This window comes from uncultured Prevotella sp. (genome assembly GCF_946407605.1).
Lineage (GTDB): Bacteria > Bacteroidota > Bacteroidia > Bacteroidales > Bacteroidaceae > Prevotella.
In genome coordinates, this window is the sequence record NZ_CAMJOS010000005.1 from 1 (window position 1) to 24,889 (window position 24,889).

The window sequence follows — 24,889 nt, forward strand, 5'->3', positions numbered from 1 at the left end:
CTCCAGCAATCGTATCTTCATTCCTGGGCAAGCAGGTTTCTGAGCTGCTCGACCACATCGAGACTGCCGATAAGGACTTCCTGGCTATGGCTGGCAAGCAGGGACTCAAGATGGATATCCCAGAGATTCCCGAACTGCTTATCGACAATACCGACCGTAACCGTACATCACCATTCGCATTCACAGGTAACCGCTTTGAGTTCCGTGCTGTAGGTTCTGAGGCTAACTGCGCATCGGCTATGATTGCCCTGAACAGTGCCGTTGCCGAGGCTCTGGTTAACTTCAAGAAGCGTGTTGACGCTCGCATTCCTGAGTTCGAGAAGAAGCTTGCTGGCACAGAGCACAGCGCCACCTTCCACGCCATCATCGATGTGCTGCGCGAGGATATCAAGACCTGTAAGCCCATCCGTTTCGATGGCAACGGCTATTCTGACGAGTGGGTGGTTGAAGCCGAGAAGCGTGGTTTGGACGTGGAGAAGAGCTGTCCGAAGATCTTCGAGCGCTATCTGGACAAGGAGAGCATCGCTATGTTCGAGAGTCTGGGTGTCATGACCAAGAAGGAACTGGAGGCTCGTAACGAGGTGAAATGGGAGACCTACACTAAGAAGATTCAGATCGAAGCCCGTGTGCTGGGTGACCTGTCGATGAACCATATCATCCCTGTGGCTACGCACTACCAGAGCGAGCTGCTGAAGAATGTTGGCAACATGGCCGTCATCTTCCCTGTCGACACCGCAGATAAGCTCTCTGCACGTAACAAGAAGATTATCGAGGAGATTGCTGAGCGCACCAGCGCCATTGAGAAGGGTGTTGAGGAACTGGTCGAGGCTCGTAAGAAGGCCAATAAGATTGACGATGAGCATAAGAAGGCTATCGCCTATCACGACAGCGTAGAACCTAAGCTCGACAGCATCCGCTATGAGATTGACAAGCTCGAACTCATTGTCGACGATGCCCTCTGGCCGCTGCCGAAATACCGTGAGCTGCTATTCATCAGATAAGAGAACTAAAGTTTATTGGGGGAATTTCGTAGGTTTTCGTGATGAAAACCTGCGAATTTCTCATTTTTATGTCCTTAAACAACTGTCCTATATCGTTTCGTTTAGAAATAATCTGGGTGTATTTCTGCTAGATATAGCGGAAGGATATCTTTCTTTGCGTTTCAAAAGGTTTTGAATTTGTCTTATGCGCGTCTGCCATTTCTTGTGGCGTCGCTGATTTTTTGGGGTGTTTGTCCCATTTTTATCGATGATGAAACATTTTTGAAAGAATGAGACACGAACGTAAATGCTTTTTGAATATAAAAGTTGTAATTTTGCACCCGATATAATAACTAAACCCCAAATTTAGCAAAAAATGAAGAAAGTTTTCAAGTCTGCCATCGTTGTGTTGCTGGCCATGAGCAGCACCTCCGTATGGGCACAAGGATTGAAGGACGTCTATAAAGACTACTTCATGATTGGTGTCGCTGTTAATCAGCGCAACGTGACAAATGCCGAACAGGCAGCTCTCGTAAAGAAAGAATTCAACAGTATGACTGCTGAAAACGACATGAAACCCGAGCCCACTGAGCCGCAGGAAGGCCAGTTCAATTGGGAGAATGCTGACCGCATTGCCAACTTTGCCCGTCAGAACGGCATCAAGTTGCGTGGCCACTGTCTGATGTGGCACTCGCAGATTGGCCGCTGGATGCTCGGCGACAACCCCACGAAGGAAGTTTTTTACGAGCGCATGAGAAAGCACATCCACGCCGTCGTTTCGCGATATAAGGATGTCATCTACTGCTGGGACGTGGTGAATGAGGCCATGGAAGACAATGTTAATGCCACCGACCCCTACCGCCAGAGCGCTATGTATAGACTCTGTGGTGACGAGTTTATTGAGAAAGCTTTCCAGTTTGCTCGAGAAGCCGACCCCAACGCTCTGTTATTCTATAACGACTACAGCACTGTTGATCCTCACAAGCGCGACCGTATATATAATATGGTAAAGAAGATGAAGGATAAGGGCGTGCCCATCGATGGTATCGGTATGCAGGCTCACTACAATATCTATTATCCTTCTGAGGCTCGCCTTGACTCTGCTATCACGCTGTTCAAGACCATCGTGAAACATATCCATATCACCGAGTTCGATATCCGTGTTAACGAAGAGATGGGTGGTGGCCTGCAGTTCAGCCGCGAAGGTGCTACCGTAACTGACTCTGTGAAGCAGCACCTGGCCGATCAGTATGCCCGTTGCTTCCGCGTGTTCCGCAAGCATAAGGATGTCATTGATTGTGTAACCTTCTGGAATCTGGGCGACCGCGACTCTTGGTTGGGCGCACGCAATTATCCTCTGCCTTGGGACGAGAACTATCAGCCTAAACTGGCTTATGAGTATATCAAGGATATGAAGGATCCTAAGTGGGATATGCCTAAGAAACCTGCTCGTCAGCCCCGTCCTCAGGGACAGTTTGGTCAGGGTGGCCAGCGTCAGGGCGGCTTCGGACAGGGTGGTCCTGGTCAGGGACAGCGTCGTCGTGGTCAGGGAGGCCCTGGTGGCTTCGGACAGCAGCGTCCTCAGTTTGACGCCAGCCGTGCATTCCCCGAGCAGCCTGGCATCAAGGAGGACTTTGTGCCTTCTGAGCTGAACCAGCCTGGTCAGCAGTATCCTCAGGTGAATTCTCAGGGCTATGCCCGCTTCCGTGTTGAGGCTCCCGATGCACAGGCCGTTAGCGTCAGCCTTGGTCTGGGCGGTCAGGGTGGCACCAAGCTGCAGAAGTCCTATGACGGTTCATGGGTAGGCACCACAGCCGGTCCTATGGACGAAGGTTTCCACTACTATCACCTCACCGTTGACGGTGGTACTCTCAACGACCCTGGCACCAACAACTACTATGGTTCTACCCGTTGGGAGAGTGGTATCGAGATTCCTGCTAAGGATAAGGACTTCTACGCTATGAAGAATGTGCCTCACGGAAAAGTGCAGCAGATTCTGTTCTGGAGTGAGAGCACTAAGCAGTGCCGTCGTGCATTCGTTTATACCCCGCCGACCTATGATAAGGATTCTAAGACCAAGTATCCCGTGCTTTATCTGCAGCATGGCTGGGGTGAGGACGAGACCGCTTGGATGAATCAGGGTCACGCCAACCTTATCATGGATAACCTGATTGCCGAGGGTAAGATCAAGCCCTTCATCATCGTGTGCACCTATGGTATGACCAACAACATCCAGTTTGGTGGTCTCGGTGGCTTCACTGCCCAGGATTTCGAGAAGGTGCTCTGTGATGAGCTCGTACCTTATGTCGATGCTAACTTCCGCACCATCGCCAAGAGAGACAGTCGTGCTATGGCAGGTCTTAGCATGGGTGGTATGGAGACCAAGACAATCACCTTGCGCCGTCCTGAGATGTTCGGCTCTTGGGGTTTGCTTAGCGGTGGCACCTATGCTCCCGAAGATATCAAGGACATCAAAGTGAAATACATCTTTGAGAGCTGTGGTTCGAAAGAGAACCCAGATGGAATTAAAACAAGTGTTGATGCATTGAAGGCTGCAGGCTTTAACGCTCAGGGTTATGTCAGTGATGGCACTGCCCATGAGTTCCTGACCTGGCGTCGTAGCCTTTATCAGATGGCACAGAGGCTTTTCCAATAAATCATTCAACCAGAGACTAACCTGTTTTAATGGTCGCCGGCTTAGGTCAAAGAGTATTATGACTTAAGCCGGCGAATTCTATTGTTTGGTGCAACAAAAAACAAACAGAACGAAACGAATGACACATAGGCTTATGGTGCTTTTTTCATATCTTTGCAACCAAAATAACTAAATTAAACAATATCATATCATGAATAAAAAAGTTCTTATTTGTATCTTGATGCTGACGACCAGCATGAGTGTAGTGGCACTGAACCCTTGGCGCAAGGGAGCCTTTGAAACCAATGAATACAGAAATGTGTTCGTAGAGATGGGATATGATGCCAGAACGGTGAATATCCGTCTGCAGCAGATATTTGCAGAAGTGTTCTATGGACCCAATAAGGTCTATTTTGAGGTAGGTGACTCAATGGGTTATATCTCCGATATTAAGAATCATGACGTGCGTACAGAAGGTATGAGCTATGGCATGATGATTGCCGTTCAGTTGGATAAGAAGGATATCTTCGACCGTCTATGGCGTTGGGGCAAGAAATATATGCAGCATCAGGATGGCAGTCGCAAGGGCTACTTTGCCTGGAGCTGTAAGACCGATGGCACGCAGAACTCGGCAGGTGCAGCTTCCGATGGTGAGCTGTATTACATTACGGCCCTGATTTTCGCATCTAACCGTTGGGGTGACGATACAGGCATCAACTACAAGGCAGAGGCACAGCATATCCTGAACTGTACGATGCCAAAAGAATATACTCCAGAGGCAAGACCTGGTTTTGGTGGCTTCGGAGGTTTTGGTGGCGGTCAGCGTCCTCAGCAGCAACAGGGACCTCAGAAAATGTTCCTCGTTGACCCTGAGACGAAGCTTATCACCTTTACCCCTGACGGCTTTGGACAGCGCTATACCGACCCCTCATACCATATCCCTGCCTTCTATGAGGTTTGGGCTAAGTGGGCTGACGACGGACGTTCTGACTATTGGAACGAATGTGCAGCCAAGAGTCGTGAGTTCCTGCATAAGTGCACCAACCCTGAGACGGGTCTGAATCCTGACATGTGCAACTACGATGGCACACTGATGGAAGGGTGGGGTGGCCGCAGAAACAGCAGCAACAACTTCCGTTACGACTCATGGCGCGTGCCTATGAACATCGCTTTGGACTATGAATGGAGCTGTGCCGATGGTGAGTGGCAGCGTCAGTATGGTGAGCGCATCCAGAACTTCTTCTATTCGCAGGGTGTGAACACTTTCGTTGACCAGTATCGTGTTGACGGCACGCTGCCTGAGGAGAACGAGATTCTGCAGGCTGGCGGTTTCCGCAAGCTGCGCCATAGCGTTGGTTTGGTGGCTACCACCGCTGCCGCCTCTGTGATGTGCTCTCACGATAAGAGCAAGGAGTTTGTCGATGCTTTCTGGAAAGCCGAGAACAAACCCTTTGAGGATGGCTATTTCGATGCATACTACGATGGTCTGCTCAGACTCTTCGCCTATATGCACTTAAGTGGAAACTATCGTGTAATTTTCCCTAATAAATAATAATTACCATTAACCATTTCATGATGAAAAAATTATTTGTATTATTGTTGCCGTTGATGGCAATGGTGGGATGCACTTCTAATGAGGAGCCTGCATGCCCTGTACTCAAAGTAGAAGGTGGTCAGATTCAAGGTGTTGCTGCCGAGAATCCTGGCGTGTTTGTCTATAAAGGCATTCCTTACGCCGCACCGCCTATTGGTGACCTGCGCTGGAAAGAACCACAGCCTGTGGTGGCTTGGGACAGCGTACGTCTCTGCGATAAGTTCGGACATCCGGGATATCAGTCTGTGCATTATCCTGGTGGCTATACCACAGAGTGGGGCTATGGCGACGAGGCACCCTATAGTGAGGACTGTCTCTATCTGAATGTGTGGACGAAAGCTGCTGGACAGTTGAATAAGAAGTTGCCTGTAGCACTATGGATACATGGTGGCGGTTATCGTGAAGGTTGGGGCTCTGAGCCTGAGTTCGACGGCCAGGAATGGGCCTCTAAGGATGTGGTGCTAGTGTCTATTAACTACCGTCTGGGCATCTTTGGCTTCATGACCTATCCGGAGTTATCGGAAGAGAGTCCAAACCATGTCAGTGGTAACTATGGCATCCTCGACCAGATCCAGGCGCTGAAATGGATCAATGAGAATATCACGCAGTTTGGTGGCGACCCCAACAACGTGACCATCTTTGGCCAGAGTGCTGGTGCTGGCAGCGTGCGTACCCTGTGCGAATCGCCATTGGCTCGTGGATTGTTCCATAAGGCCGTGATTATGAGTGGTGGCGGCATCAACGTGCCTGCTAAGGAGGGTGAGGAAGCCAAACCTGCCACACCGATGAATAAGTTCTTCACTTATAATCCTACCTTACAGGAGTCTGAGGCAGAGACCAAGATGGTGATGGACTGGGCTGGACTGACCAACTTGGAGCAGTTACGCCACGCCTCTACCGAGTTGCTCTACTCCATTCCTCAATTATATAATATGGTGAACAAGAGCGATGTGTTCCTCATGCAGCGTCCTATCGTCGACGGCTATGTGTCTAAGAAGAGCTTCGATGAGGCTACTCGTGAGGGTTCTATCGCCGATGTGCCCTATATGATTGGTTACACCCTCAACGATATGGGTAATATGTCTCCAGGCATTGCCGAGTTCTGTAAGGTACGTCAGGAGCAGGGAAACAAAGCTTGGGCCTATGAGTTTGCCCGTCCGTTACCTGATGACGGTAAGCACCCTGAGGTGACCAACCGTCTGAAAGGTGCCTTCCATTCGTCTGACCTTTGGTTTGTATTCAAGTCGCTGCAGCACTGCTGGCGTCCTTGGACACAGGGCGACTGGGACCTCTCTGAGAAGATGCTGACTGCTTGGACAAACTTTGCCAAGTATAGTGACCCCAATGGCGAGGGTGAGAACGCATTAGGATGGAATCCCTGCACTAGCGAGAGTCCACTGTTTATGCTTTTCAAGCTCGACGACAGCAACGCAGAGAAATCAGAGATGGGTGAGCCCATTATACCTGAACCGATGCCCTTGCCAGGAAGAGAGTAGAAGAAAGTGTAACAAAGACAACAATTTTGCGGAAAATCCTTTGTAATGTCAGATTAAATCATTACCTTTGCATCCGCAAATGAAAGAAAACTCATCCATAATCCGTCAGTCGCTCTCTACAAAGATGAGCTTCTGGTTGGTTGCATTTGTGGCAGTCATGTTGGTGACTGCCCTTTTTGTGATGTTTGTCTATGCAAGGAAAGCTGTGAAGTCGGAGGCATTGGCCAAGTCGGAAGCAGCACTCGACGGCATGGTGCAAAATATAGACAACAGGTTACGCGAGGTAGAGATAGCAGCCAGGAATTTCCATTGGTATGTAGAGCACCATCAGGACGATGCTCGTGCTCTGCAGGGACTCACACAAAGGATGCTCAACGAGAATCCCTCTGTCGTGGGTTGCGCTGTGGCTATTGATCCAGAGCTGTGGCAAGGCGAAGGCTCGCAGACATTGTTCTGTTCATACAGAGCAAAGGACTCTATAGCCGTATCCGACAACTTTGGCGATAAGCCCTATATTGAGCAGGAGTGGTACACGCATCCCATGACGACGGGTCAGACGGAGTGGAGTAATCCTACCATAGAACCGCTCAGGGGTGGCTATCCTATCATGGGTTATAGCATCCCCATCAAAAAGGATGGCCGTGTCATAGGTATCTTTGTCTCCGCCATCTCGCTGGAATGGCTGTCACGTGCTGTTGAGGCTACACGTCCGTTCCCTTCCACATTCTGCGCTTTGATGAATAAAAATGGCGATTTCATCGTACATCCTGATAGTACAAGTCTCTATTCCGGCAATATCTACGATCAGTTGCAGAACGATTATACTGACGAAGACTCCAAAAAACTGGCTCAGGCCATGTTGAGTGGTGAAAGCGGCTATATGTCGGTGAATATCTATGGCATGGATTGCTATGTGTTCTACCGTCCTTATAAGAACACAGGCTGGAGCGTCAATATCGTCAGTCCGAAGGATGAGGTCTTTGCTACCTATAACCGCTTGCTCAACTTTATGTTGGTCATCCTGGTGGTCAGCGTTCTGCTGTTGCTCATCTACTGCTTCCACGTCATCCACATCCTCTTCAAGCCTCTTCGCTATCTGGACCATTCCGTCCAGCGTCTTGCTGCGGGAAATTTCGATGAGCCCATTGCCGATAGTCTCCGTCATGATGAGATAGGTGGACTGCAGCGCAGCTTCAGGGCCATGCAGAACTCTTTAGTCAACTATATTGCCAAAATCCGTCAGCGCACCGCCATGCTTAGTGAGCAGACGGAAGCCCTAAACCATGCTCGTAAGAAAGCCCATGAGGCTGATTGCTTGGAAACAGCCTTTATCCATAATATGACTGACCAGATGGTAGTGCCTGTTAACCAGATTGTCTCAACGGTAGCAGTCATCCGCCAGAACTATGAGCATCTGGATCAGGTCGATGTCAACCAATTGACCAGCGACATGATGGACAATACAGAAAAAGTAACTACTTTACTCGACAAAATCATAGAAATATCAGTAAACAGGATATCTGAAGAAAATGACAATACGTAACCCTATCCATACCACAAACTACTCCCTCTCAACCAAAATCTGCCTCTTCCTGCTACCTTTTGTTGTGGGCGTCTTCGTCTATGCCCTTGGCGACCTCTTCCTTGAGTCGCGACGTATGGTACGTCAGGAGGCTATCGAGCGTGCCAATTGTGAATTAGAGAATACGGTGGCACGTGTGACAGGCTATCTGAAGGAAGCTGAGACCATATCGCGAAATACGAAATGGCAGGTGCTCGACAACCTGACTGCCGATTCCCTTCTGTCATATACACAGAGGGCTGTTGCGTTGAATCCCAATATTTCTGGCAGCTCCATCACGATGGAACCCGATATCTTCCCTCAGCAAGGCCATTTCTTCTCCGTTTATTCCTTGCGTTCTTCAAATACAATTCTGAATGAACGCGATACGGAGTATAGTTATTATGATAATGTATGGTATAAGACGGTCCGCAATACAGGCCGTGCAGCCTGGGTTGATCCTTACGATGACTATAACGAAGGTCATCTCTCCTCGCCCGAGATGCTTACTTCCTATTGCGACCCTATCTATACGGATGAAGGTGATTTCATAGGCGTCATCACCACCGATATTTCTCTGAACTGGCTCTCAAAGGTTATCACACAGGATATGCCTTACGAGAACTCCTACTGTATCATGTTGGGACAGGAAGGTCATATCTTTGTACACCCTGACTCTACACGACTGGTCCATAAGACTATCTTCGACGATGCCGACCCACTTACCCAGCCCGATATTATTGCTATGGGTCATGAGATGATGTCTCAGAAGAAAGGCTATATGCAGGTGGATCTTGATGGTGAGGTGTGCTATGTGTTCTATCAGCCTATGGTCCAAACCGGCTGGAGCATCGCCTTGGTATGTAAGGAGAGTGACATCTTCAGACGTTATAATAGGCTGGCGTTTGTCCTCTTCCCCTTGCTCACAGCGGGATTGGTGCTTATGTTTGTGCTCTGCAGAAAGATTGTGGCGATATTCATCAAGCCATTGGGACATTTGGAGCGTGAGACGCGCTGGATTGCTGATGGAAACTTCAATTTCTCTTTGCCCCATAGCAATCGCTCTGATGTGGTGGGACGTCTTCAGAACAGTTTCCTGGCTATGCAGCAGTCGTTGTCGCAACATATCCGTCACTTGGAAGATATGAATGTTGAGGCCGAGCTTCATAACACTGAGCTGGCACGTGCCAACAAGATAGCTGAGGAGGCTACTAAGCGTCAGACAGCATTCCTGCAGGATGTATTACATCAGATCCGCACGCCGCTCAACATCATGATGGGCTTTGTTCAGGTGCTTCGCGATGACTACACCATTATTCCTAAGGAAGAGATGGTGGAGATTGTCCACACCCTACAGCATAATGCCTCTACCATCACCCGTATCGTGGATATGCTCATGGCCTCGTCGGCTATCGATGGTAGGAAGACCATAGAGCTCGACGACGACGTCACATGTATAGGTGTTGTCACAGAGGCTGAGAAAATCTTCAACGAACGTCTGCCTCACATGTCCGACCTGCAGGTTGAGACCTTGGTCGATGACAGCCTGACTGTACTGACGCATAAGGATTATCTGATGAAGATACTGAACGAACTGCTCTATAATGCCAAGAAGTTCACCACCAACGGCTGGGTGAAGCTTAAGGTGCAGGATAATGGTGATGCTGTCTTGTTCAGTGTTGAGGATAAGGGTCCTGGCATTGCCGAATCCTATCGTCAGCAAATCTTCACCCAGTTTTCCAAGTTCAATACCTTTTCTGAGGGCTTGGGTCTGGGCTTGTCTATCTCCAAACAGTTTGCTCGTCTGTTGGGAGGTGACCTTTGGCTCGATACGGATTATACGCTTGGTGCCAGGTTCGTGCTGGAGATTCCTTTAAAGAGATAAGCCTTTAAAGCGAAAGAATCTCCTGTGCGCGCTTCACCTGTTCTGCGGTTGGGGTGGACACATCCTCCAATGTGTAGGGGATGCCCAGTTGTTTCCATTTGAAGGTGCCCAGTGTGTGATAGGGCAGCACCTCCACTTTCTTAATGTTTTTCAGTGTATCCAGCAGTTGGCGCAATTGCTTCAACTGTGCTTCGTCATCGGTGATGCCAGGCACCAGCACGTGACGAATCCATACGGGTTTCTCAATTTCTGAGAGATAGCGGGCGCAGTCAATGATATGCTCATTGCTGTGACCTGTCAGCCAGCGGTGCTTCTCTGCGTCGATATGCTTGATGTCGAGCAGCACCAAGTCTGTGCTCTTCATCAGTCTCTCGAACTTCGGGAAGAACGGGTCTTCGCGGGTAAAGGGCTGTGCGGCTGTGTCCAGACAGGTGTTGATGCCTCTGCGATGGGCCTCCTCAAACAGTTCAATGAGGAAGTCTATCTGTAGCAGTGCCTCACCGCCAGAAACGGTGATGCCGCCCTCTGGTCCCCAGTAGCTGCGATAGCGTTCTGCCTTGTTGAGGAGCTCTTCTACTGATGTGGCGGTGCCACATCCTACAGAACCACTTCCTACAGAACCATTTCTTGCAGAACCACTTCCAGCTGAAGCTACTTTCCAGGTGTCTGGGTTATGACAGTAACGGCAGCGCATGTGGCAGCCCTGCATGAAAATGAGAAACCGAATCCCAGGCCCGTCAACAGAGCCAAAGGATTCGGTGGAGTGTATATAGCCTTTAATTGCCATACAGTTTTCTAGTTATTCTAGAACATCTAGAGAATCTAGATTACAGACTCTCGTGAGACTGACGTGCAATCACGTCTTCCTGCTGCTCACGAGTCAGGTCGATGAACTTCACAGCATAGCCAGACACACGGATGGTGAAGTTAGCGTACTCGGGCTTTTCAGGATGCTCCATAGCGTCGCGCAACTTGTCAACACCAAACACGTTCACGTTCAGGTGGTGTGCACCCTTGGTGAAGTAGCCGTCCATCACGCGAACCAGCGTGTTGGCGCGCTCCTCGTCGTTGTGACCCAGTGCGTTGGGGCTGATGGTCTGGGTGTTCGAGATACCGTCGAGTGCATACTCGTAAGGAATCTTAGCCACAGAGTTCAGCGATGCTAACAGACCGTTCTTCTCAGCACCGTAGCTGGGGTTAGCACCAGGTGACAGAGGAGTGCCGGCACGACGTCCGTCGGGCAGGTTGCCAGTGTACTTACCATAAACCACGTTCGAGGTGATGGTGAGGATAGAGCAGGTAGGCTCTGAGTTACGATAGGTGTGGTGACGCTTGATCTTAGCGAGGAAGGTTTTCAGCACCCATACTGCCACCTCGTCGGCGCGGTCATCATCGTTACCATAGCGGGGGAAGTCACCCTCCACCTGATAGTCTACGTTGAAGCCGGTCTCGTCGCGGATAATCTTCACCTTAGCGTACTTCACGGCGCAGATAGAGTCGACCACATGAGAGAAACCGGCAATACCTGTTGCGAAGGTACGGCGCACGTCGGTATCGATGAGTGCCATCTCGGCTGCCTCATAGAAGTACTTGTCGTGCATATAGTGAATCAGGTTCAGTGTGTTCACATAGATGTCAGCCAGCCAGTCGAGCATATCGCGGAAGCGGGGCTCCAGCTCCTCCCAGGTGAGGTACTCGCTGGTGATGGGGCGGAACTTAGGACCGCACTGCTCGCGGGTCTTGGCATCCACACCGCCGTTGATGGCGTAGAGCAGGGTCTTGGCCATATTGGCACGAGCACCGAAGAACTGCATCTCCTTACCAGTCTGGGTAGCGCTCACGCAGCAGCAGATGCTGTAGTCGTCGCCCCAGATAGGACGCATCACGTCATCGTTCTCATACTGGATAGAGCTGGTCTTCACCGAGATCATCGAAGCGTAGTGCTTGAAGTTATCGGTAAGACGGGGAGAGTAGAGCACGGTGAGGTTGGGCTCGGGTGAGGGACCCATGTTCTCCAGAGTGTGGAGGAAACGGAAGTCGTTCTTGGTCACCATGTGACGGCCGTCCTGTCCCAGACCACCTACCTCCAGTGTAGCCCATACGGGGTCGCCAGAGAACAGCTGGTTGTAAGAAGGAATACGTGCGAACTTCACCATGCGGAACTTCATCACCAGATGGTCAATCAACTCCTGAGCCTCGCTCTCGGTCAGCGTGCCCTCAGCCAGGTCACGAGTAATATAGATATCGAGGAAGGTTGACACACGACCTACTGACATAGCAGCACCGTTCTGTGTCTTGATGGCTGCCAGGTAGCCGAAGTACAGCCACTGTACTGCCTCGCGGGCGTTCTGTGCGGGCTGTGAGATATCGAAACCGTAGATCTGAGCCATCTCCTTCATAGCCTTCAGGGCCTTAATCTGCATAGAGATCTCCTCACGCAGACGGATGATGTCCTCACTCATCTGGCGCTTTCCGCAGTTGTACTTGTCAATCTCCTTCTGCTCAATCAGGAAGTCGATACCATAGAGGGCCACACGACGGTAGTCACCCACGATACGTCCACGTCCATAAGTGTCGGGCAGACCGGTAAGGATGTGGTTATGACGCACACGCATCATCTCGTCGGTATAGGCATCGAACACGCCGTCGTTGTGAGTCTTGCAATATTTGGTGAAAATCTCGTGCAGCTTCTCTGAGGGCTTGTAGCCATAAGTGGTGCAGGCCTGCTCTGCCATCTTGATGCCACCGAAGGGCATGAAGGCACGCTTCAGAGGTTTGTCGGTCTGCAGACCAACCACCTTCTCCAGATCTTTCTTGTTTTCATCGATATAGGCAGGACCATAGGCGGTCATGCTTGAGACAATCTCTGTCTCCATGTCGAGCACACCACCTTTGGCACGCTCTTCTTTCTGTAACTCCTGCAGACGACCCCACAAAGTGTTTGTGGCATCGGTAGGTCCGGCCAGGAAGGACTCGTCGCCCTCATAAGCCGTGTAGTTGTTCTGAATAAAGTCTCTGAGATTGACCTCTTCGGTCCATTTGGTTCCTTTGAAACCACGCCATTCTTTACGCATACAAATATACTTTAATAATACCTATTAATAATTTCAAAAATAATACCTCGTTGGATACCTTTCTAATACCTTATTGTAAATTCGGGTGCAAAGGTACTACTTTTTTGTGATTCGTGCAACTTTTTCATTCAACATTTTGTTAATTAGGCATATAGAATAGATGCGATGAAATTATCCTTTGATAGGACAAAAGTGACATTTCCGACGTTCGTCTTTGCTAATAGAAATTATTTTCCTATCTTTGCACGCAAATTATAAGTAAAACTACGAAAATGATAATAAAAAGATTTTTTCTGCTTGCATTGACATTTATCTCATTGTCAGTGTCGGCTCAACAAAAAAGTCAGACCAACACAATGGTTTCTCCCGATGGTCACCTGTCTGTAACTACCCAGCAGCAGGGTATCACTATCTGCCGCGATGGTAGCGAGGCCTTGCAGATGCCTAAAATAGGTATCGAGGGTTGCGCTGCTACACCCCGTTTCACCTATGTTGGCAAGGTACAGTCCGACTATCAGATGCTGTCGGGCAAGCGCAGCCATTGCACCAACGAAGCCAATGAGTATCAGTGGGTTGTGGCCGACGGCAAGGTCATGAAGCTGCGTCTCTACAACGATGGTGTGGCTTTCCGCTATGAGTTCTCCAATATTACTGGCGACCTGCCTCGCGAGCTGTCAACCTATCGCATTGCCGAAGGCACCCGCCGCTGGATCATGCAGTGGGGCGATGGTGCCGAGGGCTTCTATCCTCTGACTACGTCGTATAAGACGAAGCCTGGCCAGTCGTTCAGCGGTGTGTGGAAGTCTGCCGATGGCTGGAACACCCGTTGGGGTTATCCTGCCCTCATCCAGTCTGCCGACAACGTGTTTGTGCTGATTTCCGAGGCTAATATCGAGCGTCAGCAGAGTGCTTCGTGTCTCTACAACGAGGGTGAGCTCTATCGTGTGGTTGCCGACCAGAACGAGTCAAAGGTATCAGGCGCCTGGCATACCCCTTGGCGTGTGGCCATCATTGGCAGTCTGGCCAATGTGGTGGAGTCAACGCTGATTACCGATGTCAGCGAGCCTTGTCAGCTGGCCGACACCAACTGGATTCACCCGGGTGTGGTGTCTTGGGTCTATTGGGCCTATAATCACGGCTCTAACGATATGAATATCATTCAGAAATATGTCGACCTCGCCGTAGCCCTGAAGTTGCCCTATGTCCTTATTGATGCCGAGTGGGATACGATGAAGGACGGCAAGACCGTTGAGGATGCTGTGAAGTATGCCCTCGACAGGGGCATCAAACCTATGATTTGGTACAACTCCTCGGTGGGTTGGATTGACGGCGCTCCCACGCCGAAGTTCCGTCTCAACAAACCCGAGGACCGTGAGAAAGAGTTTGCCTGGTGCGAGAAGATAGGTGTGGCCGGCGTGAAGATTGACTTCTTCTCTGGCGAGAACCTGAAGAACATGGATTTCTGCCTCGACCTGATGGAGAGTGCCGCCGCACATCATCTGCTGGTCAACTTCCACGGTGCCACTATTCCCCGCGGTTGGCAGCGCACCTATCCTAACCTGCTTTCTACCGAAGGCGTCTATGGTGCCGAGTGGTACAATAATGTAGGTACTTTCACCAAACAGGCCGCCAGCCACAACGCCACGCTGCCCTTCACCCGCAATGTCATCGGTCCGATGGACTATACCCCCTGCGCCTTCTCCGACTCGCAGCATCCGCATATCACCTCACATGGTCACGAGCTGGCGCTGACGGTGCTCTTCGAGAGTGGCCTGCAGCATCTGGCCGACCGTCCTGAGAGCTTCCTGGCACAGCCTAAGGAGGTGCAGCAGTTCTTGGGCAATCTGCCTGCCGCCTGGGACGAGACCCGCTTCGTCTCTGGCTATCCTGGCGAGAGCGTGGTGCTTGCCCGTCGCAGTGGCACTACCTGGTATGTGGCTGGCATCAACGGCAAGGATGAGGCCCAGACCCTGCAGCTGCCTCTTAGCTTCGTCAGTGGCAAGCAGATCCAGCTCTTTGCCGATGGCGAGCCTTGGAACATCACTACTCTGAAGAAGAAGCCTGCTTCGCTCAACTGCCAGCCCCGCGGTGGCTTCGTGATGATCATCAAGTAATTCAATCGTTATTTCGTTATCACGTTATTTCGAAAAATAGAAAAAAAACTCTGTAAATCCATAGCAATGAAAAAAGTAATCCAACAACTGCTTCTCGTGCTGTTCCTTTTGGCAACAGCCCAGACACTGACGGCCCAGCAGCGCCGTCCTATCGACAATGAGCACCCCCTGTGGATGGTACATGTCGACGTGTGGAACTCGGCCGATCCTCAGAAGATCATCGACCTCATACCCGAGGACCTGCGTCCTTTCGTGTGTATGAACCTCTCGCTGTCGTGCCAGTACGACAAGGATGCCAACATGTACCGCATGCCGCGCTGTGCTGTGCGCACCTATGAGTCGTGGGCCACGGTGTGTCAGCATAATAATATGTGGTTCACATGCCAGCCCGCATCAGGCGGTCATACCCATATCCAGGACTACGACCTCGAGACCTTCGAGTATTTCTTCAAGACCTATCCTAACTTCCTCGGCTGGAACTATGCCGAGCAGTTCTGGGGATTCGACGAGGCTGGCGACGAGAGCTCCAGCACACAGGCTTCACGTATCGCCCTGTTTGCCAAGTTGGTGCCCATGCACCATCAGTATGGTGGCGTGCTCACCATCTCGTTCTGCGGTAATATCTGGAGCCACCCGCTCAACCCTATGGGTATGATGAAGCGCAACAAGGACCTGCTCAACGCCTGTAAGCAGTATCCTGAGGCCATCCTCTGGCTCTATAAGTACACCACCAGCTCGTGCTTCTATAACAACGAGAGTGTTACCTTCGGTCCTTTCATCTCGGGTCTGGCCACCAACTACGGCGTGCGCTACGATAACTGTGGATGGAACGGTGCCCTCAGCGCCATCCTGGGCGATAATCACGGCAAGAAATACCCGGGTGCTGCAGGCATCGGCACGGTGATGGAGCAGACCTGCGTCAACGGTGGTGCCGTATGGGACGGTCCTGAGCTTATCTGGACCGAGGACTTCCAGAACCTCGACAACTCCACCGTCGATGGCTACACCCGTCGCAACTGGGGCATGTATCCTAACTTCAAGGGCATCTGGCTCGATATGTTCCGTCAGGTAGTCAACGGCACCATGTATATTCCTAGCCGTGAGGAGGTGGTGGCCAAACAGAAGATTGTGGTTATCAACAATGTCACCTCTGGTGGCGATGAAGAGAAGTATGCCGCCTGGGGCAACCTCTACGACGGTGTGTATAAGCAGACCGACCCGTTCAATCGCGGCAACGGACAGTGGATGGACAACTTCTGCTATTTCAAGAAGACGGGACGCTATGGTACCATTCCTATCGTCATCTCCCTCTACGACAGTATCGCCAAGACTATTCCCGTGCAGGTGAAGAAGTCCAACTATACCTCTCGCTGGAGCTCTATCACTAAGAAAACTGCCGATTTCAACGAGCAATATCCGCAAGTATCTACTGGCGACCTCTACGTCAACCGCTATCGCAACCGTATGGTCACCTACACCCCATACACCTATCTGAATAAGAAGAAGACGGCCTCTGCCGATATCCCCCTGCAGTATAACTCCTGCGACACGCTCAAGCTCACCTACGGCAAGCTGTCCAGCGGCTATATCCAGGAGTATGCCGATCATATCGACTTCTATCTCAACAACTACCGTAGCGACTCCACCGCTGCCCAGACCGACATCATCTCTATCGTGGGTGCTACGGCAAAGCCCACCTACGACCTGAAGAAACATACCACAGGTGCCAAGGGCTATTCGGCTTCGGCTACCGAGACCTACGACGAGACCACCCATCTCTACACCCTCAGCGTGAAGCACATGGGTCCCGTCGATGTCTCTATCGCCTGTGCCGGTGCCAACGACCGCTCTAATCCCGCCGAAGCAGCCATCGCACCGCAGCCTCTTGAGCAGCCTAAGCAGCCTGAGGCCTATGCCGGACGTGTCATCATTGAGGCCGAGAATATGGACTATAAGAATGTGCAGAGCGTGGCGCTGACCCACTCAGGCTGGTTTGCCTCCGACATGCAGGAGTTTGCCGGTATGGGCTATGTGCAGACCGGCACCAGCACCTCAGCCTCGCTGCGCCATCAGCTGAAGTTGGCTCAGGCAGGCGACTATAACATCTACATCCGCTATTGCGGCACGTCGAAGTCGGGCAATATCCGCGCCTCCGTCAATGGCACCAACCAGAACGTAGCCATCGAGAGCGCCAGCAAGAACACCTGGAAGAAAGCTGTGTTCCAGGCCTCGCTGAATGCAGGTACCAACGACCTCCGTCTCACCAACACCGGCGGCATCAACATGTATGTCGACCAGATCATCTACGAGCCCGTGGGCACGCCGGCCAGCAAGTACCATATCGCCATCCGCGATGCGGTCAACGGCAAGGTTACAGCCGATGTGGACTCTGCCGCTGAGGGACAGACCGTCACCCTGACCATCACCCCCGACGAGGGCTATGGCATCAAGGAGCTGCAGGTCATCAACTCCGTCTATTACACCATGGGCAAGAAGATCTCCGTGCAGAAGGGCGCCACCCAGGTCACCTTTAAGATGTGGGATTCTAACGTCACCATCCAGCCTGTGTTTGCCGACAACTCATCCGCTTATGTGCTCGACTTCACCAACGTGGTCAACGGCGCTATGCCAGAGGGATGGCGCACCACCGACGGCAGCGACGTACACGAGTATCCCAACACCTACGGCTCCGGCTCTCGCACCATGACGGGCTTCGGCGGCTATCAGGGCAAGGGTCTCTACTGGCGCACCACGTCGGCCGAGTATGGTCGTCAGACCAGCTATCCGCTCAACCTCGAGCCCGGCACCTATAAGCTGCAGTTCGCTATGGCAGCGTGGAAGGGCACGCCAGAGTATAAAGGTCGCATCCTCAATGCCTCGGGCAGTGTGCTCGCCGCCACCGACTTCCTCCAGGCCAAGCCTAATGCCAATGGCTCCAGCTCGGCTAACCTCTCTTCGGCAACCCTCGTCGAGCTGCCCTTCGAGGTCACCACTTCCGGCAAGCATATCATCAGTTTCATCAACAACGGTACGGGCTTCAGTGAGTTCCTGCTGCTGCATTGCCGCGTCATCCCCACCGGCACGCAGGGCATCAACAATCTCACAGCCACACCCACGCGTCCTGTTGGCATCTTTGCTCCTAACGGACAGCCTCGCCAGGCTATGCAGAAGGGTCTTAACATCGTCATTTTACCCGATGGAACCGTGAAAAAGATTATGCTGAAGTAATTTTTCCCCACGATAAAACTAAGGCGGACTCAACATCAGTTGGGCCCGCCTTTTCAATTACTAATTACTAATCTCCCTTCACCTTTCACCTCTCACCTCTCATCTCTCATCTCCCATCCACGGAGCATGGCGAAATAGTCGAAGACGTTGGTGCCGTTCTCCTGCACCGCCATAGCGGCGCCAAGCATCATCCAGCGGGCGGGACTCTCCGACGGTATGCCGAGTGGCTCGTCAGGACCGATGCCGGTGAGCTTCGACACATTGGCGATATACGCCGCCGTATCGTTATGGTCTGCTTCGGGTGCCCATCGACTCACGATGCCTCTGATGGTATAGAGACGGTACTTGTGATAGTAAGTCCGCGTCAGCAGATGGAAGGCGGCACGCCAACCATACTCTAATGATTTGAACTGGCAAAAGGCGCGGTCTGTCTGCACCTCTGCGAGACCTTTCCACTGATCCTTACTTCTCCGGATATTCAGTGGATTACAATTTCTAAATCCTCTTGGTAACATAACTTTAAACTTTAAACCTTAAACTTTAAACTATTAGGATGTCAGGTGTCAGGAGTTATAACTTTATAAGTTATGGCAACTCCTGCACCAATTTACGATAGAGACCGTACTTCACTTTCTCGACGATGCCCTCGCTGACAAAGCGGTTGATGGCCTTCCATGCCGTTGGCTGCGAAGTTCCGAAGCAGTCCACGAACTGCTGCGTCTTGAACTCATCAGGCAACTTACGGAAACACTCGTTATAGCGGGTACTGCGCTTCCTTACCACGAACTCCTTGTTCTGGTCGGCAAAGTAGTTGAAAGCCATCTCGCCGAAGAAGAACTGCTGGCACTTGTACTGTATCTCCATAGCCAGCCTACAGAGCCGCTTGTCGCGTTCATCCATTGTCAGCGTCTTCTTCTCCTGCCACTCATCCCAATGACGCATCAGGATAAACGGTAGAGAGATGCCAATTCCATAGTACGGAATACGCTTCAGCAGCGTTCTGTCTGCCTTATCGCCGTTAAACTCAGCAATCTCCAGGTGGCTTGTCTGCCACTCATAGGTCTCGTCATTTAGCGGTTCTATTGGCAATTCACCCTCCACCTTATCCAGGCGGTAAGCCCACGTCTTCAGCGTCTCGTTGGCATCGGGATCTACCTGCTGATGTCGCTTCGCCATACCCTTGTCGGGCAATGGGATGACAGCCAGTCGGGTGCTCATACCCGTACCGAAATTCCTTTGGTTCACCTTCCTGTGCAGGGCGTAGGGCGTACCCGTGTAGATGAAGTTCCAGAAAACGTTGAACATACCTGTAACAGACTCCTGATTGGCATACATCTGTCCGTCCTGCTCGTTGTGGAAAGCCTTCAACTCAAGGATTTCGCGGTCCTTCCAGTCGCCGCCCTTATTCTGCTTGGTGACGTTATCTAGCTCCGCATCGAACGAGAACATGTGCAGGTTCATAGGCTGGCCCTGAACCGACTCGATAGCCGCATTCATGTGGCGGATAAACTCACCAGTAGCGGTACGGGCTGGATGCACTCTGATGCCCACTACAGGCCTTTTCAAAGCCTCACCTTTCTGTGCCTTGGTAGAAGTGGTACGCTCTGTACGGCCCTCCTTGTAGCGGTTCACGGCATCAATCAGACACTGGTCAGCCTGAATCATCGGGTCGGCAATCTTTTTGTAGAATTTCTCCACAATGTTCTTACCGGCACCCGGGTCACCAATGATGAAGATGCAGTAGTTCAACCTACGTACCAACTCAGGCTCATACCAAAAATGGTAAAACGCCCTCGTCATCAGCGTCCCGAACAATGCCGCACTGGAGAACCACACCGCCGCCAGCTTATGAGGATGAACATTCAGGAACAACTCTTTCATGCAAGGGTAATACTCTGCCATCTCCAGCAGCTCTTTTGCCCATTCCTCCAAAGGCAGCACAGCGTAAACGTCGTTGTCATTCTGAGAGTTGAGAGTTGAGGGTTGAGAGTTTAGAGAAGCGTCTTGCGTTTCCGCCCCTGCTTTCCTCAAAGCCTCCATCACCTCGTCGGGCTTCTTCTGCTTGTACCGCCAGCCCATAATCGAACTCACGGTACCAGCCACATCCTCTCCCTCGGCAGCAAGGTCTTGCACCCAGGGCAACGTCATCACCACCTCGGTAATCTTGGTAGGGTTTTTCCCAATAAGATACCTCAAATGATCCGACAGCTCTACCAGCGTATCGTGCCGATGATTAGTGAGGTTCCTGCCCTCCATCCAAGCCTCGATGATTTTGGCGTATGGCACGCCGTTATACATCATAGACTCAGCATTTCGCAGGTTCTCTCCATCGCCTCCTGATACAGCAGGTTGGTTTTCTCCAGCACCTTGAACAGCGGCCAGATGAGTATTACCAGTACTATTCTCAGCAAAGTTAAGAGTAGGCTGAGACTTACCATGATGGTATTGTTCATTATACTTCTTACCAAATTCTTCATTCTCATACGTAAACAGTCTTTCGTTGTCAATAAATAAAATATCGTCACTCGTAGTCAGGAACGCACCCCTGCTGGCATCTTTGCAAGATTCATCGGGGTTAAGTCCCAGTTTCAGGGAAAACTCCTTTTGATTATCGATCAGGTTGCCTTTCACATCAGCTATGAAAATCACCTTCAATCCATGCCCCGAAGGAGTTACGAACACAAAGAGAATACGACGCTTATCCTCGTCGGACAGCTTCTCGTATGCCTCTTGCCACACCTTGCGGACATCGCCCTCGATGTGGTCAAAGTCTATCACACAGAGTCCATTCAACTGGCATGCCGCCTGTTTCCTCCAAGCCCCCCTCTTCTGACCCTTCGTAGAAGGAGTCTCGGCGTATGTGGCAATGAAAATCACAAACGGCAGACTCTTCTTCAGCGAGTCGCAGTAGGTCTGCATCTTCTTCACCAAAGGCAGGGCCTCGAAAGCCTCGGCCTTCTTCTTGCCGTCCTTCTGCTTACGCAGACGTGCCGGCTCGTTGATGCAAAACTTCTGAAACTCTTCATCCTTGGCCCACTCCTCCTGCAAGGCAGAATCCGCAACGATGGAGGGCATGGCGTCCCTCCATCTGCGGTGTTCCTGGGTGAGCCAACGAGTCTGTGGGCTGCCTACCAACTGGTAAAGCAATTGTTGCGTCACTACTTCAGTTGGCAAACCGAAGCTTCGTTGAAAGCTAAACATTTGTCTATCTTACTTATTAGAGTGTACATATCTCTCCTTACGTCTATCAGTCCTTTAGCCTCGAAGGTGAGCCACGCCACCACTTTCTGTTCTTTTGCCGCAAATTTCACCTTCACGTTGGTTTCGTTCAGCAGGAACTCACCCTCCGGCATCTGCGGCTCCTCAATCTCCATGTCCTTAGTCAACTTAGCCAGCTCCTTGTGAAAGAAAGCCGCCTTGTCAGGCACGTTGTCGGGACACTTCAACTCAATGCAAGTCAGCGGATTCTTACCCGATGTAATATACCGCTTCGACTTACCCACCTTCTTCACGTCTTTTTGTGACGGCTCTCCCTGAGCCTGTGGGTCAACCTCAATCGAACCGTCATCATAGATACGGGTGTTCGACTTAAACGACTTCTGCAACTTCCTACGAGTCGTAGAAGGAGTGGCAGAGGTCTGCTCTGCCATCTCCTGGGTCTTCTTAACGTCTTCCATAATCTCAAGATACTCTAAAGTCATACCATCCCGATCTTATCCACGTAAATCGTAGTAGCCTGCATAGCCTCGCCGGTCTGCTGCGAGTTCCACTCACGAACCACCATAGAGCACTGCACCTTGTACTGGTGCTGGGGGTCGAACTTAGGACAATTCACAGCCCTCTCGCCGGTAATCTCTCCGAGGAAAGAATCCGTTCCGTCCGTCAACTTGAGCATCACAGAGTTGATAACCTTCTGCTCGCCCGTTTTCTTGTCGGTGTACTGACGTGTAATCAGACCCGACTGATTCAAAATTCTTACTGTTGCTTCCATTCTTTTAAACAGCTTTTTGAATTTAAAAACCTTATCCTTAATCTTCTTTCTTACTTCTTCAAACTCTCCATCATCACCTTAGCTTGGATTTCAGCCTCCAGCAGGGTTATGAACTTTTCCATTGCGTCCTTATGACCTGCTGCCGTCTGAGCGTCCACCACGTCGAACACCGTCTTAGCCAGCGCATACAGCGCCACCATTGCCGATTCCTCACCAGTGCATTCCTCCACTATCTTCAGCGACAGCTTGCGGCTCAGATCGTCACTCTTAGTCATAATCGCATTCACACGATGGTACATTGCCATCATTTTCTTGTCTTTCTTCATATTGCTTTTGTTGTTTTTAAATTCCTTGCCTTTTCCTTATGTCGATTTCCTTGAATCAAGTTTTTAATGAACTCTTGCCCCTTCTTAGTCCACACAGGGAAGCGCGTCTCAATGAGGTCGCCCTTCGAGTTGTAGCGGAAGTGGCTTCGAGTCTTTGCATATCCAAGCCCTGCATATTCCTTGCAAAGCTTCAGTTCGTAAGTTGAACGCTCACGAAAGAGGAACCCCACATCTATCAGATAGTGGTGCAGATCCAGGGCGGTGATTCCCATATCCCTCCCCAAGTCGCTGGAGAGCATACAGTCCTCAGTGCCCGCATTACGTTTCTGTTGCAGCTTGCGTATGTATTCCTGCGCGGGCTGCATCATCCTTTTCTCTTCGGTAGTCATATTCCTTTATTTTTATTAGAATGTACGTGCGTATGGGTGCATGTGCGTGTGGCGCGTATGCGTTTGGAAGTTGTGTATGTAAACATTTCAAAGAGCACTGTCGGTTGTCCTTTCGAACTTTCGACAGTGCAAATTTAGATATATAAAATGAAAGCATCCCTCAGTCGCAAGTGCGGTACTGAAGAATGCTAATCCTTACTGAAGAATACTGAAAAACGTACTGAAAATCTACTCTTTTTTGTAGATTTCGTCGATGGTATCTTCTAAGTCTGAATACTTTCTGTAAATGTTGTCAATGGAGTTTTTAGAGGCTCTATTTCCTGTTGGCTTAAACTTCACATCCCAGATATCAGGTGACTTGTCGGTTAAAAAACCATAGGTATTGATTTCATTGGCGCTACACTTCTTATCAACGTTAGCGAACCATTCCTCATCATTCATCTGCTTCACAAAATCCTCCGTTGTACAATTCGTGAGGACACCAACCTTTCTGAGGATATAATACAAAGCATACCATTCATAGATAAACATCTTCTCTGTAATGAATCGGTCTTTTATAAAATAATAGAGAAGAAGGATATCTACTTTATATTTTGATTTAGAGGGCTCCAAATTAAACACCTTATTCGTTTTTAATAGCCTCTCTCTCTTCTGCTTGTCCTCGTCTGATTCTGGCGGGTTTCGCAACTCTTCTATCCAACGGTCATACTCATCTAATTCAAAAATTGTTTTAAAGAAGTATTTCCATTGTTCTTCATCCAGTTTTTGCTCCTTCATTTGAACACCCAGCTGACCTATATCTTCAGAATAATCACGCCAAATCTTCCCAGAGGGAGTTTTATATTCAAACTCATGAGCTGCTTCATCTCTCAAACGTTCAAGCCCGTTAATTTCTACACGACCTCTCAACCTCTTTCGCTCAATATGTGAGCGGAAATGTTCTGCGTGTGCTGGCCAATAGTTTTTTGCATAGAGCAAATAATTACGATTATAGATGTCTGGCAATGATGATGTGTCTTGACTATAAGAGATATTCTTCAATTTACTAAGACTGCCCCTGAAATCATCCATCAACTTCCAAATGCAAATTAGAAGCTCGGCGCCATTCATTTTTTCAACTTCTATTTCATTAATAAATATCGTACCTGTAGGAGAATTCTTTTTTGTATAATCTATGTTACCTTCTTCATAGTACATATTTGCGATTGTCATAGCCTCATCAGGCATTTCTACTCCGAAAATATTGCTTTCTTGAAGACTATTTGACAACTTTTGTATTCTCTGACTACATTCTATAAAACGCGACCAATAATCATGATTTTTTTCATAGCGTTCATCCATCAAATACTTTTCCATCGCATAATAATAATCTGTCACAGACTTGCACATTTGCTGCAGGATTAGGGTGAGGTTAAGAGTTATTCGGCAGATGACATTTACATTCATTTTATGCTCCAAGACAAACTTAACATCCTCTTCGAACTGCTTCAAGCGCACGAACATGTAATCCATATCTTTATCAAAATCTGCAATTATACGACGGCGATCTTCCAAGTCGTACAACAACTCAGATTCTTTGTATTCAGCTTCCAGTTCTGCTACTATGTCCTTCAACG

Annotated in this window: 16 protein-coding genes and 1 pseudogene; 8 read left to right on the forward strand and 9 right to left on the reverse strand. The window is 50.1% G+C overall.

All coding sequences use genetic code 11. The annotated features are described in order from the left end of the window. From Q0R57_RS03640 to Q0R57_RS03665, 6 genes and pseudogenes are all read left to right on the forward strand, one after another. Nucleotides 1-1,001 (forward strand): annotated as a pseudogene (locus Q0R57_RS03640) (glutamine synthetase type III); the annotation flags it as partial. Between the two features lie 355 nt (nucleotides 1,002-1,356). Continuing rightward, on the forward strand, nucleotides 1,357-3,636 hold the full coding sequence (locus tag Q0R57_RS03645) for an endo-1,4-beta-xylanase (RefSeq protein WP_294744017.1): 2,280 nt from the start codon (nucleotides 1,357-1,359) through the stop codon (nucleotides 3,634-3,636). A gap of 190 nt (nucleotides 3,637-3,826) precedes the next feature. After that, the gene (locus Q0R57_RS03650; protein WP_294744019.1) at nucleotides 3,827-5,167 is read left to right on the forward strand and encodes a glycosyl hydrolase family 8; all 1,341 of its coding nucleotides are present in this window, start codon (nucleotides 3,827-3,829) and stop codon (nucleotides 5,165-5,167) included. A 20-nt stretch (nucleotides 5,168-5,187) separates the two neighbouring features. Next, a complete protein-coding gene (locus Q0R57_RS03655; protein ID WP_294744021.1) occupies nucleotides 5,188-6,705 on the forward strand; it encodes a carboxylesterase family protein in 1,518 nt (505 codons plus the stop codon). Between the two features lie 79 nt (nucleotides 6,706-6,784). Next, entirely contained in the window at nucleotides 6,785-8,248 is a 1,464-nt protein-coding gene (locus Q0R57_RS03660; RefSeq protein WP_294744023.1) for a methyl-accepting chemotaxis protein, read from the forward strand. Beyond that, complete coding sequence (locus tag Q0R57_RS03665; RefSeq protein WP_294744025.1) at nucleotides 8,235-10,151, forward strand: ATP-binding protein; 1,917 nt, start codon at nucleotides 8,235-8,237, stop codon at nucleotides 10,149-10,151. Before Q0R57_RS03660 ends, Q0R57_RS03665 begins: the two co-directional genes overlap by 14 nt. 4 nt (nucleotides 10,152-10,155) lie before the next feature. Here the strand turns inward: Q0R57_RS03665 and Q0R57_RS03670 are convergent, their stop codons facing one another. Together Q0R57_RS03670 and pflB are read right to left on the reverse strand one after the other, a co-directional pair. Next, complete coding sequence (locus Q0R57_RS03670; protein ID WP_294744027.1) at nucleotides 10,156-10,938, reverse strand: radical SAM protein; 783 nt, start codon at nucleotides 10,936-10,938, stop codon at nucleotides 10,156-10,158. A 40-nt stretch (nucleotides 10,939-10,978) separates the two neighbouring features. Next, nucleotides 10,979-13,225 carry a formate C-acetyltransferase gene (gene pflB / locus Q0R57_RS03675; RefSeq protein ID WP_294744029.1) on the reverse strand — a complete coding sequence of 749 codons (2,247 nt, stop codon included), beginning with the start codon at nucleotides 13,223-13,225 and terminating at the stop codon, nucleotides 10,979-10,981. Between the two features lie 356 nt (nucleotides 13,226-13,581). Between pflB and Q0R57_RS03680 the strand changes: the two genes are divergently transcribed. Continuing rightward, nucleotides 13,582-15,339, forward strand: a complete 1,758-nt coding sequence (locus Q0R57_RS03680) for a glycoside hydrolase family 97 protein (RefSeq protein WP_294744030.1) — start codon at nucleotides 13,582-13,584, stop codon at nucleotides 15,337-15,339. A 66-nt stretch (nucleotides 15,340-15,405) separates the two neighbouring features. After that, the gene (locus Q0R57_RS03685; protein ID WP_294744032.1) at nucleotides 15,406-18,567 is read left to right on the forward strand and encodes a glycoside hydrolase family 98 domain-containing protein; all 3,162 of its coding nucleotides are present in this window, start codon (nucleotides 15,406-15,408) and stop codon (nucleotides 18,565-18,567) included. Nucleotides 18,568-18,659: 92 nt separating this feature from the next. Here the strand turns inward: Q0R57_RS03685 and Q0R57_RS03690 are convergent, their stop codons facing one another. The 7 genes from Q0R57_RS03690 to Q0R57_RS03720 form a co-directional block, all read right to left on the reverse strand. Continuing rightward, on the reverse strand, nucleotides 18,660-19,082 hold the full coding sequence (locus Q0R57_RS03690) for a hypothetical protein (protein ID WP_294744033.1): 423 nt from the start codon (nucleotides 19,080-19,082) through the stop codon (nucleotides 18,660-18,662). 70 nt (nucleotides 19,083-19,152) lie between these two features. Continuing rightward, the gene (locus Q0R57_RS03695) at nucleotides 19,153-21,741 is read right to left on the reverse strand and encodes a BT4734/BF3469 family protein (protein WP_294744035.1); all 2,589 of its coding nucleotides are present in this window, start codon (nucleotides 21,739-21,741) and stop codon (nucleotides 19,153-19,155) included. Further along, nucleotides 21,726-22,268 (reverse strand): hypothetical protein, encoded by a 543-nt coding sequence (locus Q0R57_RS03700; protein ID WP_294744037.1) that lies wholly within the window; start codon nucleotides 22,266-22,268, stop codon nucleotides 21,726-21,728. Before Q0R57_RS03700 ends, Q0R57_RS03695 begins: the two co-directional genes overlap by 16 nt. Beyond that, entirely contained in the window at nucleotides 22,265-22,558 is a 294-nt protein-coding gene (locus tag Q0R57_RS03705; protein ID WP_139261512.1) for a hypothetical protein, read from the reverse strand. Before Q0R57_RS03705 ends, Q0R57_RS03700 begins: the two co-directional genes overlap by 4 nt. 50 nt (nucleotides 22,559-22,608) lie before the next feature. Continuing rightward, nucleotides 22,609-22,884, reverse strand: coding sequence for a hypothetical protein (locus Q0R57_RS03710; protein WP_294744040.1), 276 nt, complete (start codon nucleotides 22,882-22,884; stop codon nucleotides 22,609-22,611). Beyond that, the gene (locus tag Q0R57_RS03715; RefSeq protein WP_294744042.1) at nucleotides 22,881-23,273 is read right to left on the reverse strand and encodes a phage antirepressor KilAC domain-containing protein; all 393 of its coding nucleotides are present in this window, start codon (nucleotides 23,271-23,273) and stop codon (nucleotides 22,881-22,883) included. The genes Q0R57_RS03710 and Q0R57_RS03715 overlap by 4 nt, the downstream gene beginning before the upstream one ends. A 228-nt stretch (nucleotides 23,274-23,501) precedes the next feature. Continuing rightward, entirely contained in the window at nucleotides 23,502-24,887 is a 1,386-nt protein-coding gene (locus tag Q0R57_RS03720) for a hypothetical protein (RefSeq protein ID WP_294744044.1), read from the reverse strand. Nucleotides 24,888-24,889 lie beyond the last annotated feature (2 nt).

What these genes read in the sequence shown, in the direction of transcription:
- Q0R57_RS03705 (WP_139261512.1), bottom strand. Translation starts at nt 22,558, where the DNA reads ATGGAAGCAACAGTAAGAATTTTGAATCAGTCGGGTCTGATTACACGT.
- Q0R57_RS03700 (WP_294744037.1), bottom strand. Translation starts at nt 22,268, where the DNA reads ATGACTTTAGAGTATCTTGAGATTATGGAAGACGTTAAGAAGACCCAG.
- Q0R57_RS03650 (WP_294744019.1), top strand. Translation starts at nt 3,827, where the DNA reads ATGAATAAAAAAGTTCTTATTTGTATCTTGATGCTGACGACCAGCATG.
- Q0R57_RS03645 (WP_294744017.1), top strand. Translation starts at nt 1,357, where the DNA reads ATGAAGAAAGTTTTCAAGTCTGCCATCGTTGTGTTGCTGGCCATGAGC.
- Q0R57_RS03710 (WP_294744040.1), bottom strand. Translation starts at nt 22,884, where the DNA reads ATGAAGAAAGACAAGAAAATGATGGCAATGTACCATCGTGTGAATGCG.
- Q0R57_RS03660 (WP_294744023.1), top strand. Translation starts at nt 6,785, where the DNA reads ATGAAAGAAAACTCATCCATAATCCGTCAGTCGCTCTCTACAAAGATG.
- Q0R57_RS03715 (WP_294744042.1), bottom strand. Translation starts at nt 23,273, where the DNA reads ATGACTACCGAAGAGAAAAGGATGATGCAGCCCGCGCAGGAATACATA.
- Q0R57_RS03690 (WP_294744033.1), bottom strand. Translation starts at nt 19,082, where the DNA reads ATGTTACCAAGAGGATTTAGAAATTGTAATCCACTGAATATCCGGAGA.
- Q0R57_RS03665 (WP_294744025.1), top strand. Translation starts at nt 8,235, where the DNA reads ATGACAATACGTAACCCTATCCATACCACAAACTACTCCCTCTCAACC.
- pflB (WP_294744029.1), bottom strand. Translation starts at nt 13,225, where the DNA reads ATGCGTAAAGAATGGCGTGGTTTCAAAGGAACCAAATGGACCGAAGAG.
- Q0R57_RS03670 (WP_294744027.1), bottom strand. Translation starts at nt 10,938, where the DNA reads ATGGCAATTAAAGGCTATATACACTCCACCGAATCCTTTGGCTCTGTT.
- Q0R57_RS03655 (WP_294744021.1), top strand. Translation starts at nt 5,188, where the DNA reads ATGATGAAAAAATTATTTGTATTATTGTTGCCGTTGATGGCAATGGTG.
- Q0R57_RS03680 (WP_294744030.1), top strand. Translation starts at nt 13,582, where the DNA reads ATGGTTTCTCCCGATGGTCACCTGTCTGTAACTACCCAGCAGCAGGGT.
- Q0R57_RS03685 (WP_294744032.1), top strand. Translation starts at nt 15,406, where the DNA reads ATGAAAAAAGTAATCCAACAACTGCTTCTCGTGCTGTTCCTTTTGGCA.